Here is a 17,778-nt window from a genome sequence, read left to right on the forward strand (position 1 = left end):
CGCCGCCGCCGCCGGAAGTGGTGTGCTCGCCGGGTCCGTTCATTGTCTTCTTCGAATGGGACAAGTCGGACGTTACGCCGGAAGCAGCGTCGATTCTCGACAACGCCGTCACCCAGTACCAGAGCTGCGGCAATGCGCAGGTCATGGTTGCGGGCTTCACCGACACCTCGGGTTCGGCGAAGTACAACATGGGCCTGTCGCAGCGTCGCGCGGACTCGGTGAAGGCGTATCTGACGTCGAAGTCGATCCCGGAAGGCGTCATCGCGACCCAGGCGTTCGGCAAGACGCACCTGCGCGTGCAGACCGCCGATGGCGTCCGCGAAGTGCAGAACCGTCGCGTGGAGATCACTTACGGTCCGGGTTCCGGCCGCTAAGATCGTCCATCAGACGAAAAGATCGGGAGGTCGGCATTGCCGGCCTCCCTATTTTTGTGCGGGGCGACTGGCGACGCGGCGATCCGGGGCGATCCCGTCGAGGTTTTGGATTAGCGGACGGGCATCACGCGATCGAAGCGTTGCCTCACGTCGGCCCGTTCGATGGGAAATGACCCGGCCCCGATCGCGCCGATACGTCGCAGCGTTGATCGCAGATGTCGGTCGCGCCGGTTTCGACCCTCAGCATCGCCGAAATTCATCTGTCGATGCCGCGCCGGCCCGTTTGGCCAATGCACCTCCCGCTACATATCCGTGCTGAGGCCGGAGTTCGGGGCCGGGGCTCGTGGCGCAACATAGGCTCGTCAGCGTATCCCCAATGGGCCGTCCGCATATACTGGCGCGCCGTCAAGGATTTCGAGCGGGTTCGAGCACCGGGTATCGCCTGATGCGGCAAGGGGTGGGGCGCGGCAGCCACTGCGCCGGGCGCCGCGCCAGTGGGTATGTCAGCCCGCTTCGATTATGCGCGCCATCGACCCCGGCGCAAGAGGAGCGCCACACGCAGCGCAGGCCGGGTCGACCTTCAGTTCCGATCGGCGTGATCCGCGATTTCCCGCGCTTCCATCCGCGACTCTCGCGCCGCTGGCGACCGGGCACTTCGAGCCGTCATGGCCGAAAAGACAATCCGGCCCGGCACACCCCGTCAAAATGTGCCCGATTTTCCTATGTGTCAGCGACGCGACGGCTATCCGGCGCGGAAACATGGGGCGGGATGCGGGTGCCGCTCGCGCCGCGCGGGGACGAGAAAAAGGGGCAGGCGCTTCCGATTTGGCGCGGCCTGCTCCGGCACATGCCATGTGGAACCGTCCGCAACGACACTCGCAGGGTTACGCGAAGGGGGCGGCCCACGGTTATTAGTGGCGTTTGACGACGGAGACTTTAGAGGCGCAAAGCTAGCAAGCCTCACCGAAGGGAGTTCAGATGCGCATCACGATGATCGGCTCAGGCTATGTCGGATTGGTCTCCGGCGCGTGCTTCGCCGATTTCGGTCATAGCGTGACCTGTGTGGACAAGGCGGCGGACAAGATCGAATCACTGCTCGCCGGGCGGATGCCGATTTTCGAGCCGGGGCTGGAACAGCTTGTCGCCGGCAATGTCGCGGCGGGGCGACTGGCCTTCACGACGGACCTTGCTGCGGGCGTGGCGGGGGCGGATGCTGTGTTCATCGCGGTGGGCACGCCATCGCGGCGTGGCGACGGCCATGCGGACCTGAGCTACGTCTATGCGGCGGCGGAGGAAATCGCGCGCGCGGCGACAGGGCCGCTGGTGGTTATCAACAAGTCGACCGTTCCGGTCGGCACCGGCGATCGCGTCGAACAGATTCTGCGCGATGCGCGCCCGGACGGCGATTTCGCGGTGGTTTCAAATCCCGAATTCCTGCGCGAAGGCGCTGCGATCGGCGATTTCAAGCGACCGGACCGGATCGTGATCGGCACCGATGACGAACGCGCCAGGGCGGTGATGCGGGAGGTCTATCGCCCGCTCTATCTTGGTGAAAGCCCGATCCTGTTCACCGGGCGGCGCACCGCCGAACTGACCAAATATGCCGCCAACGCGTTCCTCGCGACCAAGATCACCTTCATCAACGAGATGGCGGATCTGTGCGAGGCGGTGGGCGCCGATGTGCGCGATGTGGCGCGCGGCATCGGGTTGGACAATCGCATCGGGCGCAAGTTCCTCCATGCCGGGCCGGGCTATGGCGGCTCGTGCTTTCCCAAGGATACGCTCGCGCTGCTCAAGACCGCCGAGGATTTCGAAAGCCCGGTGCGGATCGTCGAGGCGGTGGTGCAGGTGAACGATGCCCGCAAGCGCGCGATGGGGCGCAAGGTGCTGGGGGTGCTGGACGGCGAACCGCGCGGCAAGACGGTCGCGGTGCTTGGCCTCACCTTCAAGCCCAATACCGACGACATGCGCGATGCGCCCTCGATCGCGATCGTCCAGGCGCTGAGCGATGCCGGCGTCAATGTCCGTGGCTATGATCCCGAGGGCGCGGAGACGGCGCGGGCGGTGATGCCCGATATCACTTATTGCGCCGATGCCTATGACGCGGCGGCGGGCGCCGATGCGGTGGTGATCGTCACCGAATGGGATGTGTTTCGCGCGCTCGATCTGAAGCGGCTGGCCGGCACGATGGCATCGCCGGTGCTCGTCGATCTGCGCAACATCTATGATCGGGACGAAGCCGAGCGGGCGGGCTTCTCCTATACGGCGATCGGCCGGTGAGCGCCCCGCCGCCGATCGCGGGCCTGCTGGAGACCTCGCTCTACGTCTCCGACATGGCGCGATCGGTGGCGTTCTTCAGCGAGACGCTGGGCCTCGCAATCATGGTGGAGAGCGCGCGGCTGACCGCATTCGACGCCGGGAGCGGCGGCGTGCTGCTGCTGTTCCCGCAAGGCGGCGCGACGCACGATGTGCGGAATGAACGCGGGATCGTGCCGGGCCATGACGGGCGCGGGCCGCTGCACATGGCCTTTGCGATCGCGGGCGACGCGCTGGAGCCATGGCGCGCGCATCTCGCCGCGGCGGGCGTGACGGTACTGGGCGAAATGCACTGGCCGCGTGGCGGCACGAGCATCTATTTCAAAGACCCTGACGGCCATATCCTCGAACTGGCGACGCCGGGGCTGTGGCCCAATGATGCGGATCGCCCGTCAGCCGAGCGCGGGTGACAGCCAGTCGGGGATGATCGCGTCGCCCAGCGCCTCTACCCGGCGATGCTCGATCATCAGCCCAAGCGCGGGATAGCTGGCGCGGGTGCGCTCGCCCGGCGCGCCGATCGGGGCGACGACAAGGCGGCGGTTGACCTTGGCGCGATGGTGCATCCGCGCGGTATTCTCCTGCCCGACATAGCAGCCCTTGGTGTAGCTGACGCCGTTCAACTCGCCCGCGTTGCATTCCAGCCAGAGCGTCGTGCCGTCGCCCAGTTCGTCGATCCCCTCGGTTACGCCGAGCGACAGGCGGTGCGCGAGCCAGCCGTCCACCGCCGCGCCGGGCGCGCCGATCCAGCGGCGACCGAGCGCGGCGAGGCGCGGATCGGGCGCGCCATGATCGCCGTCAGGGCTCCAGTGCACCGCCAGCGAATCATCGCGCGCGATGGCGATCGCGCGGCGCAGGCGATAGAGCGACAGCCGCCGGATCAGCGCACCCGCCTGTGCGGCGGCGCAATCGACCAGCACGTCCGCGCCATCCTCCCACAACAGGAAATCGAACAGCGCCTTGCCCTGCGGCGTGAGCAGCCCGGCCCATATCGGGAGCGGACCGGACACATCGTTCGTTACCAGCCCTTGCAGGAAGCCGCGCACATCCTCGCCGGAAATGCGGATCACGGCGCGGTCCGCCAGCATGGTTGGGGTGGTATCGCTCATGCCTCACAGTTAGGGAGGCTGAGCGGGCGACGGAAGGGCTGAACGATGACGACCTATGATCTCAAGCTGGTGAACGGCATCGTGCATACGCCGGGCGGCCCGATCGCGGCGGATGTCGGCGTGCGTGACGGCAAGATCGTGGCGATCGGCGCGAGCGGTGATGCCGGGCGGACGATCGACTGCGCCGGGCTCGATATCCTCCCCGGCGTGATCGACACCCAGGTCCATTTCCGCGAGCCGGGGCTGGAGCATAAGGAGGATCTCGCCACCGGCAGCCTGTCTGCGGTGATGGGCGGCGTGACCGGCGTGTTCGAGATGCCGAACACCAAGCCCAATACCGACAGCGCCGATGCGATCGCCGACAAGCTTGCCCGCGCGAAGGGGCGGATGTGGTGCGACCACGCTTTCTACGTTGGCGCGACCAACCATAATGCGCGCGATCTGGCCGAGTTGGAGCGGCTGCCGGGCACCGCCGGCGTGAAGATCTTCATGGGCGCGTCGACCGGCGATCTGCTGGTCAGCGAGGATGCGCGGCTGGCCGAGGTGCTGGCATCGGGCCATCGCCGCGTCGCGATCCACGCCGAGGACGAGGATCGCATGAACGCGCGCGCCGACGAGCGCGTCGCGGGCGATCCGTCCAGCCATCCGGTGTGGCGCGACGACGAGAGCGCGATCCTCGCGACGCGACGCATCCTGAAGCTCGCGCGGGAAGCGCGGCGGCGTATCCATGTGCTCCATGTCACCACCCCCGCCGAACTGGAGCTGCTCTCGCGGCACAAGGACATCGCCTCTTGCGAGGTGACGCCGCAGCACCTGACGCTGGCGGGGGAGGATGCCTATCCGCGGCTCGGCACGCTGGCGCAGATGAATCCGCCGATCCGATCGGCTGCGCATCGCGACGGGCTGTGGCACTGGCTCAATCAGGGTGTGCCCGATGTGATCGGATCGGATCACGCGCCGCACACGCTGGAGGAAAAATCGAAGCCCTACCCCGCTTCGCCGAGCGGGATGCCCGGCGTGCAGACGCTGCTGCCGCTGCTGCTCGATCATGCGGCGCAGGGCAGGCTGTCGCTGCGCCGAGTGATCGACCTGACGAGCGCGGGCGCGCAACGCATCTTCGGGATCGCCGGCAAGGGGCGGATCGCGGCGGGCTATGACGCCGATTTCACGATCGTCGATCTCAAGAAACGCTGGACGGTGGACGACAAATGGCTCGCCTCGCGCTGCGGCTGGTCCCCGTTCACCGGCATGGAACTGACCGGCAAGGCGATCGGCACGATCATCCGCGGCACGGTGGCGATGTGGGAGGATAGCCTTGGCGACGCACCACAGGGGGCGCCGATCCGGTTCGATTCGATAGATTTCGGATAATTTTACTGTCCTACATGAACCAATCAGGTTAGATGGTGCCGCCTTTCCCGATGCGAAAGGGCAGCATATGGATATCGACGACCTGATTGACGAGGTGATCGGCCGCGAGGGCGGCTATGCCAATAACAAGGCGGATCGCGGCGGCGCGACGCGCTGGGGCATCACCGAGAAAGTGGCGCGCACCAACGGTTACACCGGCGACATGCGCGGATTGCCGCGCGCGATGGCGGTGACGATCTATCGCCGGCTTTATTGGCAGAAGCCGGGTTTTGATCGCGTCGCGACGCGGGTGCCGCTGGTCGCGGCGGAATTGTTCGACACCGGCGTCAACATGGGGCCAGCGGTCGCGAGCAAATTCCTTCAGCGCGTGCTCAACGCGCTCAATCGCGGCGCGACCGATTATCCCGATATCGCGGTTGACGGGGCGATCGGCCCGCGCACGCTCGGCGCGCTTGACGGCTTCGTCGCGAAGCGCGGTGCGGCGGGCGAGAAGGTGCTGGTCAAGGCGCTGGAGGCGCTGCAGGGCGCGCGCTACATGGCGCTTGCCGAAAGTCGCCCCGCCAATGAGGCGTTTCTTTACGGCTGGCTCGCGAACCGGCTGGGCTGATCCTGGGGAGAGACGTTATGGCGTTGCTCGACGGAATCATCGCGCCCGTGGCGGGTTTGCTCGACCGGCTGATCCCCGATCCCACCGCGCGCGAGGCGGCGAAGCTGGAATTGCTGCGGCTGGACGGGACGCAGGAACTGGAGCGCATCAAGGCGCAGATGACGGCGGTGCTGGCCGAGGCCAATTCCGCCGATCCATGGACCAGCCGCGCGCGCCCGAGCTTCCTCTATGTAATGTATGTCTTGCTGTTGTGGTCGATCCCGATGGGGGTGATCGCGGCATTCCGCCCGGCATGGGCTGTCGCGATCGGGCAGGGAATGAACGCCTATCTCAACGGCATCCCCGAGCCGCTCTACGCGTTGTTCGGCACCGGCTATCTTGGCTATACCGTGGCGCGCGAATGGGGGAAGGCGAAGGGACGCTGAGGCGCCCTTCGCCCGCGCCATCAGTTCTTCGCCAGCGCATCCAGCTTGCCGAGATCGACCGCGGAGACGATCGCCTTGAACGCCGCCGCATCGGGCGCGGAGCCTTCGGCGGAAACGGCGAAGCGATTGCCGACGATCACGTTATATTCGCCGTTGCGTGATGCGCCGTCCCACTTTTCGGTGGTCATCCGGCCATCGATGGTGGCGGTGCGCTCATACCCGTCCTTCGTCTCGCGGTTCGACTGGACGTTGAGCGCCTGCCCGAGGCCGGCGAGCGCGCCCATCGCCGCAACATCCGCCACCGACAGCGTGATCGTGTCATTGCCAAGCGTATAGCGCGCTTCGGCCTTGGATCCGCCGATGCCGCCGGCGCCGCCGCTTGCGGTTTCGATATCGCCGCGCTTCCAGCCGCCGATCGTTGCCGGGAGGAAGCCTTGCAGCGTCGCCGTCGGGGTAAGCGCGGTGGGGGTACCGGATTGGGCGCCGGCGGCCATCTTGTTGGCGGCTGCCTCCATCTGCTTGCTCGCGGCATCGAGTTTGCCAAGATCGACCGAGCCGACGCCGGGCACCGAGACGGCGCCGCCCATCGTGCCCGCGTTGAATGCCGGGCGGATCAGGCTTGACGTGAGCGCGGTGGTGGCGAAAGAGATGACGACCATCACCACGATCGCGGCCACGATCGTCGCCACGGTATAGCCCAATGCCTTGTCCTCCGGCGCTTTCATCAAGCGCGGGAGGCCGAGATAGAGCAGATAGAGGCTGTAAATCCCGACAAGCCCGAGGAACGCCATCATCGGGATGATCTGAAATATGCCCGCCAGCCACCCGGCGGTCATCGAAAAGGCGGCGACCTTCATCGACGCGACCGGGTTTTTCGTGCCGCCGAAGGTCGGCGCCAGCGCGTCGATGATGAGCGAGATCACCCACACGCCCAGCAACGCCAGCGCATAGGATACGATCGCGGTCGTCACCGCGCCGCCGATCGAGGGGCGATAGGTTATGCCGAACAGGCTGTAGCCGAACGTCAGGCTGCCGATCAGCCCGGCGATCGGCCCGATCGCGGCGAGCGGCACCGCCCAGCCGGTGATGATCCCCTTCACCGTCATCGGTTCGGCGTCGATCGCGGCCCACTCGTCCCTGGGTTGCAGAATGATCCGTTTCGCGCGTTCGATCAGTGAGGTGGCGCGGTCCTGCGGGAATTGGCTTGTCATTGGTTATCCCCTCCTTCCCATTGCGCTGATCCTGCGTTGCACGCGCGGCGAGGGATAGGATCAATGCGACAGCGCGGACGGGAGATTGCGGCGTCCGCGCCGCCGCACCATATGCGGCGCCATGAGCAACGAAAACAGCATGCCTGTGTGGCATGGTACGACGATCCTGTCGATCCGGCGCGGCGGCAAGGTGGTGGTGGCCGGGGACGGCCAGGTCTCGATGGGCAACACCGTGATGAAGCCCAATGCGCGCAAGGTCCGCACGCTCGGCGCGGACGGCAAGGTGATCGGCGGGTTCGCCGGCGCGACCGCCGACGCCTTCACGCTGTTCGAGCGGCTGGAGGCCAAGCTGGAGCGGCATCAGGGGCATTTGATGCGCGCGGCGGTGGAACTGGCGAAGGATTGGCGCACCGACAAATATCTCCGCAATCTGGAAGCGATGATGATCGTCGCCGACAAGGACGTGACGCTGATCCTGACCGGGAACGGCGACGTGCTGGAGCCGGAGGAAGGCATCGCCGCGATCGGATCGGGCGGCAATTTCGCGCTCGCCGCCGCGCGTGCGCTGGCCGAATATGAAAAGGATGCGGAAACGGCTGCGCGCAAGGCGATGAAGATCGCCGCCGATTTGTGCGTCTTCACCAACGAGCGGTTGGTGGTGGAAACGCTCGACAGCGCCGCCTGACGCCCCCTTTCACCTTCACGAAAGACAGCAATGAACGACAATCTGACGCCCAAGGCGATCGTCGCCGCGCTCGACGCGCATATCATCGGCCAGCGCGATGCGAAGCGCGCCGTGGCGGTGGCGTTGCGCAACCGCTGGCGCCGGCAGAAGCTCAGCCCGGAATTGCGCGATGAGGTGACGCCGAAGAACATCCTGATGATCGGCCCGACCGGCTGCGGCAAGACCGAGATCAGCCGCCGCCTAGCCAGGCTGGCCGATGCGCCGTTCGTGAAGGTGGAGGCGACCAAGTTCACCGAGGTCGGCTATGTCGGGCGCGATGTGGAGCAGATCGCGCGCGATCTGGTCGAGGAAGCGGTGCGGCTGGAGCGGGAGCGCCGTCGCAACGCCGTGAAGGACAAGGCGGAGGAGGCCGCGATGGCGCGCCTGCTCGATGCCCTGGTCGGCAAGGATGCGAGCCAGGCGACCCGCGAGAGCTTCCGCCAGCGTTTCCGCGACGGGCACCTCGAACACACCGAGATCGAACTGGAACTGCAACAGGCGCCGCAGATGCCGTTCGAACTGCCCGGCGGCGGCTCGATGGGCATGATTAACTTGTCCGAGATGATGGGCAAGGCGTTCGGCGGCGGGCAGGCCAAGCGGCGCAAGCTGACCGTGCCGGCGGCGTGGGAAAAGCTGGTCGAGGAGGAGGCCGACAAAAGGCTCGATCAGGATGAGGTGAGCCGGGTCGCGCTGGCCGATGCGGAGGCGAACGGGATCGTCTTTCTCGACGAGATCGACAAGATCGCGGTGAGCGATGTGCGCGGCGGCAGCGTCAGCCGCGAAGGCGTGCAGCGCGATCTGTTGCCGCTGATCGAAGGCACGACGGTTTCGACCAAATACGGGCCGATGAAGACGGATCATATCCTGTTCATCGCCTCCGGCGCGTTTCACGTCGCCAAGCCGAGCGACCTGCTGCCCGAGCTTCAGGGGCGATTGCCGATCCGCGTCGAGTTGCAGGGGCTGACCGAGGAGGATTTCGTCGCGATCCTTTCCGACACCAAGGCCTCGCTCCCCGCGCAATATAAGGCGCTGCTCGATACCGAGGGCGTGACGATCGACTTCACGCCCGAAGGGGTGCGCGCGGTGGCGCGGATCGCGGCGGAGGTGAACAGCGAGATCGAGAATATCGGCGCGCGCCGGCTCCAGACGGTGATGGAAAAGCTGCTGGAGGAGGTGAGCTTCGACGCGGAGGATCGCGCCGGCGCGACGCTGACGATCGACGCCGCTTATGTCGAAAAGCAACTAGCAAGCATCGCGCGCAACACCGATCTCAGCCGGTTCGTGCTGTAGCCGCCAGTAAGCCCCTCTCCTTCAGGGGGTGGGGGATGTCTCACCGAGACCGATGCCTTTGACTGCCCCACCCCAACCCCTCCCCTGAAGGGGAGGGGCTTTAAGATGTTCACCGGATTCCGATGATCGCGATTTGCCGGCCATAATCCGGCTCGCCGCGATGCGTCGCGCGGCGGTAGCTGAAGAAGCGTGCCGGGTCGGCATAGGTGTCCAGCCCGAGCGTCTCGATCCGCGTCAGCCCGGCGGCGGCGAGCCGGTGCGCGACATAGGCTTCCAGATCGAATTGCGCGTGGCCCGCGCGCCCGTCGGCGAAGAAACGCTCGTTCTGCGCATCCGCCTGCTCGAAGCGATGGCGAAAGGCGAGATCGACCTCATAACTGGTGCGCGCGATGCACGGGCCGACCGCCGCCGCGATCCGATCGCGCCGCGCGCCCAGCGCCTCCATCGCGAGGATCGTCGTGTCGGTGACCCCGGCGAGCGCGCCCTTCCAGCCGGCGTGCGCCGCGCCGACCACGCCCGCCTCGCGATCCGCCAGCAGCACCGGCGCGCAATCCGCCGTCAGCACGCCGAGCGCGAGGCCCGGCCGATCCGTCACCAGCGCGTCGGCATGTGGGCGCAGCGCGTGATCGAACGGCGCGCACACCGTAACGCATTCCGCCGAATGGACCTGATAAAGCGTCACCAATGTCGCGGCGGGCAGCACGGCGGCGGTCGCGCGGCGGCGGTTTTCGGCAATCGCGTCGGCTTCGTCGGCGGACCCGGTGCCGACATTCAGCCCGTCGTGCAGCCCGGTCGAGACGCCCCCGCGCCGCCCGAGAAAGCCGTGCGCCACCCCGGCAAGCGCCGTGGCGCGATTGACCTCGACCGCGCTCACAGCGCAAGCCGCATGATGAGATCGCGATCCACCTGATCGCCGACCGGGAAATCATAATCCCCGATGTGGACGAAGCCGAACTTCTCGTAAAAGCGGATCGCGCGCGGATTTTTCTCGAACACGGTGAGCAGCAAGGCCGTCGCGCCGCCTGCGCGCGCGGTGTCCGCCGCCCATGCCATCAGCGCCTGCGCGATGCCAGCGCCATGATGCGAGCCGGCGACATAGAGTTGGCTCAACTGCGCCGCGCCCTGCGTCATCGCCGGATCGGGGAGGAATGGCGGCGTGAGCTTGGCATAACCCACGATCTCGCCGCGATCGCAGGCGATGCGCCACGCCACATCGGGGTTGGTAAGATCGCGGATCAGCTTGCCGTCCGGCCCATAGGCTTCCGCGAAATAGGCCGCGATATTGTCCGGCGCGGTGAAGCGTTCGAACGTCTCAAGCCAGATCTTGCGGGCCATCGCGTCGAGCGCGGGGCCGTCGGCGGGCGTTGCGGGGCGATATTCGATCATGCGAATCCTGCGGGTTCGGGCCAGCCGGCATGGCGCAGGCCAAGCACCTTGAACAGCGTGCCCATCGTGTCGACCAGCCGATCCCGGTCCGCGTGGACGCTTTCTTCCTTGCGCGCCAATGCCGTGGTCCGCGCATCAATGCCGAGCGCGCGGAGGAACGCGCCTTGCCCGACCGGGCCGCTCGCCACCGCGCCGCTGGCATGGCCGACCAGCCCGAGTGTCGCGAAATCGACATGCGCGGTGAGATCGCGCTCGCCCGGTTCCTCGAACGGATTGGCAAAGGCATGGCCGCGCACCGCCTGCAGCGTGTCGCCCACCGCCGGGCCTTCATAGCCATAGTCGATGGCGAGCAGCGCGCCGCCCTGCGCCACGATCCGCGCCGCCAGCACCCGCATGATGCCAACCGAAGCGGGCGATGTCTCGATGATCGCGCCCGGCGGCGCGTCGCGCAGGTGCGCGGGGATCACTTCATCGGGCACCTGCTTGCCCGCGATCGGCAGGAACATCGTGTCCTGACAGGCGACGAGCCGTTCGTGCCACCCGGCGCGCGCGCGGACGAGCTGGCGGATCGGCAGCGCATCGAAGAATTCGTTGGCGACGATCAGCAGCGGGCGATCGGCTGGCAGATCCTCCACATCGTCATGCCAGGTCGCGTGCGGCACGCGCTTTGCCTGTTCGGCGCGCAATGTGGGGCTGGTCTCGACGAAATGCACCGGCGGGGTGAACTCGGCCTTTGCCATCGCGCGCAACGCGTCCGCCGCGAGCGTCCCGCGCCCCGGCCCAAGCTCCGCCCACGCCACGTCGGGCCGCCCGGCGCGATTCCACAGATCGGCGCACCACAGGCCGATCAGTTCGCCGAACATCTGGCTGATCTCGGGCGCGGTGGTGAAATCGCCGCCCGCGCCCAGGGGATCGCGTGTCGCGTAATAATGCGCGTTGGCGGCGGCCATATACTGACTGACCGGGATCGGCCCGCCAAGCGTGATCGCGCGCGCCAGCCGCTCGGGCAGCGGCGAGGTGTCTTCGGCGTCTCCGCTCACGCTACGCTGTCGCTCCCGGCGATCGGTTCGACGCGATTCCGGCGTCCGCGCGCGGTGAGGATCAGCCACAGCCCGCCCGCGATCATCGGCAGGCAGAGAAGCTGGCCCATATGGATCGTCGTGGCGAAGAACGTGCCGGCGAACTGCGAATCCGGCTCGCGGAAGAATTCCACGAAGAAGCGGGCGATCCCGTAGCCGAGCACGAAGATGCCGACGAGCTTGCCCGGCTCGTAGCGCGCCTTGGTCCGCCAGAAGAAGAACCACAGGATCGCGAATAGCAATGCGCCCTCCAGCCCCGCCTCATAAAGCTGGCTCGGATGGCGCGCGGGCTCGATCATGCCGGGCGGCACGGTATGCGGGAAAACGATCGCCCATGGCACGTCGCTCGGCTTGCCCCACAATTCGCCGTTTACGAAATTGGCGAGCCGCCCGAAGAACAGGCCGAATGGCGCGGCGCACGCCACATAATCATGGATGCGCAGCCAGTTCAGCCCGTTTTTCCGCGCGAACAGGATGATCCCGATCGTTGTGCCGATCACCCCGCCGTGGAAGCTCATGCCGCCGTCCCACAGCCTCAGGATGCGGATCGGGTGGAGGATCATTTCGGGGGCGTAGAACAGCACATAGCCGATCCGCCCGCCAAGGATGATGCCAAGGGTCGCGTAGAACACTAGATCGTCGGCGTGGCGCCGCGCCATTGGCGCGCCGGGCTGGGCAAGCAGCTTCAGCAGATACCACCAGCCGATGACGATCCCGGCGATATAGGCGAGGCTGTACCAGCGCAGGGTGAAGAAGCCGATCGAGAACACATCCGGGTGCAGGCCCAGATCGGTGAAACGGATATGGCCGGCGGCCTCGGCTAACAAAGACAGGATCAAGGCTTTCCCCTCGTGCGTCGCCCCTGCATAGTGGGCGAAAGAAGCAAGACCAAGCGGAGAGACGCATGAAGACCGAGCTTGACCTGAAGATGGACGCGGCGCTTGCCGCGATGACCGGGGAGGGCGGGCAACTCGCGCTTGGTGAGATCGAGCGATTCGGGCGCAAGCTGCCGACGATCGCGGCGGCCCCGCCCACGCTCACCGCCTATCTGGCGTTCTTCAGCGCGCAACACGCCGGGGCGGAATTTCTGATCGCGGGCGAGGAGCGGCTGACCTTCGGCGAAGTCCATGCGGTCGCGCAGCAGGTCGCCGCCGGGCTGGTCGGCGGGCTGGGCGTGAAGAAGGGCGATCGCGTCGGCATCGCGGCACGCAATTCGCCGTCATGGATCGCGCTCTACATGGGCGTGCTGATCGCGGGCGGCACGGTGACGCTGCTCAACGGCTGGTGGCAATCGGACGAGCTGCGCGACGGGATCGATGATGTCGAATGCGGCCTCGTCTTCGCGGATGCGCCGCGCGCCGCGCGGCTGGCGGCGATCGACGGGCTGAAGGCGAAGGTCGTCACCTTCGACGATACTAAGCGCCTGCCGGCAGCGCTGGCGGATATCGCCGCGCAGGCGGATGGCACCGCGCTGCCCGAGATCGGCCCGGACGATTTCGCGACGATCCTGTTCACCTCCGGCTCCACCGGCCAGTCGAAGGGCGCGCTCTCCACCCATCGTCAGGTGGTGCAGGGCGTGTTCAACTATCTCGCGTCGGCGATGATGATGCTCGCCATTGCGACTGAGGAAGGCGAGGTGAGCGCGCTCCAGCCGTCCACCCTGCTCAACGTGCCGTTGTTCCACGTCACCGCCGAGGTGCCGGTGATGCTCCAGTCCTTCGCGATCGGGCGCAAGCTGGTGCTGATGCCGAAATGGGATGCGGAGGAGGCGATGCGGCTGATTGAAAAGGAGAAGATCACCTATTTCGTCGGTGTGCCGCTGATGAGCTTCGAGATGCTTACCCATCCCAACCGCCACAAATACGATCTGTCGACGATGACCGATATCGCCGCCGGCGGCGCGCCGCGCCCGGTGGATCACGTGCGGCGCATTCATGAGGAGATGCAGGGCGCGCCGCTGATCGGCTATGGCCTCACCGAAACCAACGGCGTCGGCACCGGCAACTGGCGCGGCAATTATCTCGCCAAGCCCAATTCGGCGGGCCGCCCGTCTCCGCCGCTGGTCGATCTCGCGATCCTCGACGATGCGGGCGCTCCGGTGGCAGAGGGGCAGCGTGGCGAGGTGTGCATCCGTTCGGTCGCCAATTTCGAGCGTTACTGGGGCAATCCGCAGGCGACCGCCGAAGCCTTCACTGCCGATGGTTATTTCCGCACCGGCGATATCGGTTACCTCGATCCGGAGGGCTATCTGTTCATCGTCGATCGCAAGAAGGATATCATCATCCGCGGTGGCGAGAATATCAGCTGCCAGGAGGTTGAGGCGGCGTTGTACGAGCATCCCGATGTGGCCGAGGCGGCGGTGTTCGGGCTGGCGGATGAGAAGTTCGGCGAGGTGCCCGGCGCGGTCGTGCTGCCGGCGGAGGGCAGGACGCTGACGGCGGATGCGCTTGCCGCGTTCCTCCTCCAGCATATCGCCGCGTTCAAGGTGCCGGCGCGCATCTGGGTGGTGGCCGATCCGCTTCCCCGGCTTGGCACAGAGAAGATCGACAAGGTGACGCTCCGCGCGAAATATCGCGCGCTGGCCGCTGCCGAAATGGCCTGAGCAGGTCGCTTCCGCTGCCGGGCGATAGGCCCTAAGGCCCGCGCGATGGTCACTCGACGCAATTTGCTCATCGCCGGCGGGGCGGGAACGGGGCTGATCGTGGCGTGGGCGGCGTGGCCGCGCAGCTATCGCGCCAATCTCACCGCCGCGCCGGGCGAGACGATCTATGGCGCATGGCTGAAGATCGGCGCGGACGGGCAGGTGACGGTCGCGGTGCCGCAAGCGGAACACGGGCAGGGCACGTGGACCGCACTGCCGCAGATCGTCGCGGATGAGCTAGGCGCGGATTGGCGCACCGTGGGCGTGGAGGCCGCGCCGCTCAACCCGCTTTATGCCAATCCGCTGGCCGCCGACACATTGTTCGCCGGCACGTTCGATCGCATCCCCGCCGCGTTGCGCCGCGAACATGCGGTGCGCAGCGCGCTGATGCTGACCGGCGGCTCCACCTCGATCCGCATGTTCGAGCCAGCGCTGCGCGAGGCCGGCGCGGCGGCGCGCGTGCTGCTGTGCAAGGCGGCGGCGAAGCGCTGGGGGGTGGACTGGACGGCGTGCGAGACGCAAGCCGGCTTCGTCGTCGCGGGCAAGCGGCGGCTGCGCTTCGCCGAACTGGCCGTCGAGGCGGTCGCGTTCGATCTGCCGGGGGAATTGCCGCTCCGCGTCGATGAGGAAGGGCGGCTCACCGGCCGGGGGGTGCCCCGGCTCGACGTGCCGGCGAAGGTGGACGGCTCGGCCAATTTCGCCGCCGACGTGCGGCTGCCCGACATGCTGTTCGCCAGCATCATGCAGGGGCCGATCGGCGCATCGCGGCTGGTGCGTGTGAACCGCGCGGCGGCGCAGCGGGTGCGCGGCATGGTTTCTGTGGTGGAGGGCGATCATTGGGTCGCGGCGCTTGCGAGCAACTGGTGGGCGGCGGATCGCGCGCTGATCGCGCTTGCCCCGCGCTTCGAGACGCAGGCGCCGGTGGTGGACGACGCGAGCATCGCGGCGGCGCTCGATGATGCGCTGAAAGGACCGGGGCATCGCCTTGCGACGATCGGCGATATCGCGCCGGTGATGGGCGGGCCTGGGCTGATCGTGGCTGATTATGCCGCCGCCCCCGCCTTCCATGCCGCGATCGAGCCGCCCTGCGCGACCGCCTGGTTCCATGGTGACCGGCTGGAATTGTGGGTCGGCACGCAGGCGTCGGGCCTCGCGCGCGAAGCGGCGGCGCGCGCGATCGGTATTTCGCCCGCTGAGGTGATCCTTCACCCCACGCTGATCGGCGGATCGTTCGGCGCGGCGCTGGAATGCGATGCCGCAGCGCAGGCGGCGGTGCTGGCGGTGAAGGCCAAGCGCCCGGTGCAGCTTATGTGGTCGCGGCGTGAGGCGCTGGCGCGCGATCGCGTCCGTGCGCCGGCCAAGGCGCGAATGACCGCGCGACTGTCTTCAAACGGTGCGATCCTCGGCTGGCGCGCGCAGATCGCGGCGCCGGCGACCGGGCGCGAACTCGCCGCGCGGCTGATGCCGGACGACCGGCTGGTCAGGGCGGCGCTCGCGCTGCCCGAAGGGGCGGATGGCTATGCCGTGGCGGGCGCGCTGCCGCCCTATCGCCTGCCGGGCTGCATCGTCGAGCATCACCCCGCCACGATCGGCCTTTCCACCGGCCATCTGCGCGGGCAGGCGCATGGCTATACCTGTTTCTTCACCGAAAGCTTCATCGACGAACTGGCGCGTCGCGCGGGGATGGAGCCGATGTCGTATCGCATCGGGATGCTCGGCGGCGACGCGCGGCTGGCGCGGTGCCTGTCGACGGCGGCGGCGCTGGGCGGGTGGGACGGCGGCGGCGACGGCAGCGGGCAGGGCATTGCGTGCCATACCATGGCGGGAAGCTGCATCGCCGTGCTGGCGGAGGCGGAAGTGGGCGAGGATGGGCGCCCGCGCGTCGCCCGGCTGGTCGCGGCAGTCGATTGCGGGCGGCAGGTGAACCCCGATATCATCCGCCAGCAGATCGAGGGCGGGTTGATCTTCGGCGTGGCGGCGGCCACGTCCGCCGGCGTGCAGATCGAACGCAATCTCATCACCGCGCATCGCCTTGGCGAACTGGCGCTGCCCCGGCTGGCGGACATGCCCGATATCACCGTGGAACTGATCGCGAGCAATGCGGAGCCGGGCGGGGTGGGCGATCTCGGGATGGTCGCGGTCGCGCCCGCCGTCGCCAATGCGCTGCGTTCCGCCACGGGTAAGCGGCCACGTGCGCTGCCGTTCGGGCGCGTGGCGTGAAGCCGGTCGATCATCCGGGGATGGCGCGGCCGCGCGTTGGCGTGCTGCTCGTCAATCTCGGCACGCCCGATGCGCCGGATGCGAAATCGGTGCGGCGCTATCTGGCGGAGTTCCTTTCGGATCAACGCGTTGTCGAACTGCCCCGGTTGCTGTGGCAGCCGATCCTGCGCGGGCCGATCCTGATGACGCGGCCGCGCAAATCCGCTCATGCCTATGCGCAGGTGTGGCGGCCCGATGGCTCGCCGCTTGCCGTGTTCACGCGCGCGCAGGCCGAAGGGTTGCGCGGCGCGTTCGGGCCGGAGGTGATGGTGGATTGGGCGATGCGCTATGGCGCGCCTGCGATCGGCGATCGGCTGAAGGCGCTGAAGGCCGCTGGATGCGAGCGCATCCTGCTCGCGCCGCTCTATCCGCAATATTGCGCGGCGACCACCGCGACCGCCAATGATCGAGCCTTCGCGACGCTCGCCGGGATGCGCTGGCAGCCGGCGGTCCGCACGCTGCCGCCTTATTATGACGATCCGGCCTATATCGCCGCGCTCGGGCAGTCGGTGGAGGAATCGCTCGCTGGGCTGGGTTTCGCGCCGGATGCGCTGGTAGTCAGCTTTCACGGGATGCCGACGCGCACGCTGGAACTGGGCGATCCCTATCATTGCCATTGCCTGAAAACCGCGCGGTTGCTGGGCGCGGCGCTGGGGCGCGAGGTGACGGTGACGTTCCAGTCGCGCTTCGGCAGCGCGAAATGGCTCGAACCCGCGACCGATGCGATGCTGGCCGGGCTGCCGGCGAAGGGCGTGAAGCGCGTCGCGATCGTAGCGCCCGGTTTCTCGGTCGACTGCATCGAGACGCTGGAGGAACTGGCGATCCGTGGCCGCGATACGTTCACCGCCGCAGGAGGAGAGGATTTCGCCTATCTTCCGTGCCTTAACGATAGCGCGATCGGGCTGGAAATGCTGCGGACGCTCCTTGCGCGGGAGCTTGAAGGATGGGTCTCGCTTCCGTAGCTTCGATCCGTCTTGATGGACGAGGAG

17 protein-coding genes are annotated in these 17,778 nt (G+C 67.3%); 11 read left to right on the forward strand and 6 right to left on the reverse strand.

The annotated features are described in order from the left end of the window. The 3 genes from Q0316_RS02265 to Q0316_RS02275 all read left to right on the forward strand — a co-directional run. A partial coding sequence (locus tag Q0316_RS02265; RefSeq protein WP_298669091.1) for an OmpA family protein occupies positions 1-374 on the forward strand: 374 nt, incomplete at its 5' end. Between the two features lie 978 nt (positions 375-1,352). After that, complete coding sequence (locus tag Q0316_RS02270; protein ID WP_298669094.1) at positions 1,353-2,654, forward strand: UDP-glucose/GDP-mannose dehydrogenase family protein; 1,302 nt, start codon at positions 1,353-1,355, stop codon at positions 2,652-2,654. Beyond that, entirely contained in the window at positions 2,651-3,100 is a 450-nt protein-coding gene (locus Q0316_RS02275; protein ID WP_298669097.1) for a VOC family protein, read from the forward strand. The genes Q0316_RS02270 and Q0316_RS02275 overlap by 4 nt, the downstream gene beginning before the upstream one ends. Here Q0316_RS02275 and Q0316_RS02280 read toward each other — a convergent pair. Next, on the reverse strand, positions 3,083-3,796 hold the full coding sequence (locus Q0316_RS02280; RefSeq protein ID WP_298669101.1) for a folate-binding protein: 714 nt from the start codon (positions 3,794-3,796) through the stop codon (positions 3,083-3,085). The genes Q0316_RS02275 and Q0316_RS02280 overlap by 18 nt on opposite strands. A 45-nt stretch (positions 3,797-3,841) precedes the next feature. Between Q0316_RS02280 and Q0316_RS02285 the strand changes: the two genes are divergently transcribed. The 3 genes from Q0316_RS02285 to Q0316_RS02295 all read left to right on the forward strand — a co-directional run bounded on the left by Q0316_RS02285 (position 3,842) and on the right by Q0316_RS02295 (position 6,199). Continuing rightward, positions 3,842-5,167 (forward strand): dihydroorotase, encoded by a 1,326-nt coding sequence (locus tag Q0316_RS02285; protein ID WP_298669104.1) that lies wholly within the window; start codon positions 3,842-3,844, stop codon positions 5,165-5,167. Between the two features lie 67 nt (positions 5,168-5,234). Beyond that, a complete protein-coding gene (locus Q0316_RS02290; protein WP_298669107.1) occupies positions 5,235-5,774 on the forward strand; it encodes a glycosyl hydrolase 108 family protein in 540 nt (179 codons plus the stop codon). 17 nt (positions 5,775-5,791) lie between these two features. Continuing rightward, complete coding sequence (locus Q0316_RS02295) at positions 5,792-6,199, forward strand: holin family protein (protein ID WP_298669109.1); 408 nt, start codon at positions 5,792-5,794, stop codon at positions 6,197-6,199. A gap of 20 nt (positions 6,200-6,219) precedes the next feature. On the opposite strand, the gene Q0316_RS02300 is transcribed toward Q0316_RS02295, so the two are convergent. Then, entirely contained in the window at positions 6,220-7,410 is a 1,191-nt protein-coding gene (locus Q0316_RS02300; protein ID WP_298669112.1) for a Yip1 family protein, read from the reverse strand. 121 nt (positions 7,411-7,531) lie between these two features. Between Q0316_RS02300 and hslV the strand changes: the two genes are divergently transcribed. Together hslV and hslU are read left to right on the forward strand one after the other, a co-directional pair. Then, positions 7,532-8,095, forward strand: a complete 564-nt coding sequence (gene hslV / locus Q0316_RS02305) for an ATP-dependent protease subunit HslV (RefSeq protein WP_298669114.1) — start codon at positions 7,532-7,534, stop codon at positions 8,093-8,095. A gap of 30 nt (positions 8,096-8,125) precedes the next feature. Next, positions 8,126-9,424, forward strand: coding sequence for an ATP-dependent protease ATPase subunit HslU (hslU, locus tag Q0316_RS02310; protein ID WP_298669118.1), 1,299 nt, complete (start codon positions 8,126-8,128; stop codon positions 9,422-9,424). A gap of 109 nt (positions 9,425-9,533) precedes the next feature. On the opposite strand, the gene pgeF is transcribed toward hslU, so the two are convergent. The 4 genes from pgeF to lgt form a co-directional block, all read right to left on the reverse strand. Further along, complete coding sequence (gene pgeF / locus Q0316_RS02315) at positions 9,534-10,298, reverse strand: peptidoglycan editing factor PgeF (RefSeq protein ID WP_298669121.1); 765 nt, start codon at positions 10,296-10,298, stop codon at positions 9,534-9,536. Further along, positions 10,295-10,810: a GNAT family N-acetyltransferase gene (locus Q0316_RS02320; protein ID WP_298669124.1), complete on the reverse strand. Its 516-nt coding sequence runs from the start codon at positions 10,808-10,810 to the stop codon at positions 10,295-10,297. The genes pgeF and Q0316_RS02320 overlap by 4 nt, the downstream gene beginning before the upstream one ends. Then, positions 10,807-11,760: an SAM-dependent methyltransferase gene (locus tag Q0316_RS02325; RefSeq protein WP_298669398.1), complete on the reverse strand. Its 954-nt coding sequence runs from the start codon at positions 11,758-11,760 to the stop codon at positions 10,807-10,809. Before Q0316_RS02325 ends, Q0316_RS02320 begins: the two co-directional genes overlap by 4 nt. An 86-nt stretch (positions 11,761-11,846) precedes the next feature. After that, positions 11,847-12,728 (reverse strand): prolipoprotein diacylglyceryl transferase, encoded by an 882-nt coding sequence (lgt, locus tag Q0316_RS02330; RefSeq protein WP_298669127.1) that lies wholly within the window; start codon positions 12,726-12,728, stop codon positions 11,847-11,849. 65 nt (positions 12,729-12,793) lie between these two features. On the opposite strand from lgt, the gene Q0316_RS02335 reads away from it, so the two are divergent. From Q0316_RS02335 to hemH, 3 genes are read left to right on the forward strand one after another with little or no spacing between them, the layout of a single operon-like run. Further along, the gene (locus Q0316_RS02335; RefSeq protein ID WP_298669129.1) at positions 12,794-14,491 is read left to right on the forward strand and encodes a class I adenylate-forming enzyme family protein; all 1,698 of its coding nucleotides are present in this window, start codon (positions 12,794-12,796) and stop codon (positions 14,489-14,491) included. A 45-nt stretch (positions 14,492-14,536) separates the two neighbouring features. Beyond that, positions 14,537-16,750: a molybdopterin cofactor-binding domain-containing protein gene (locus Q0316_RS02340; protein ID WP_298669131.1), complete on the forward strand. Its 2,214-nt coding sequence runs from the start codon at positions 14,537-14,539 to the stop codon at positions 16,748-16,750. Positions 16,751-16,770: 20 nt separating this feature from the next. Then, the gene (hemH, locus tag Q0316_RS02345; RefSeq protein WP_298669401.1) at positions 16,771-17,751 is read left to right on the forward strand and encodes a ferrochelatase; all 981 of its coding nucleotides are present in this window, start codon (positions 16,771-16,773) and stop codon (positions 17,749-17,751) included. Positions 17,752-17,778 lie beyond the last annotated feature (27 nt).

Source organism: uncultured Sphingomonas sp. (assembly GCF_937871615.1).
Classification (GTDB): Bacteria; Pseudomonadota; Alphaproteobacteria; order Sphingomonadales; family Sphingomonadaceae; genus Sphingomonas.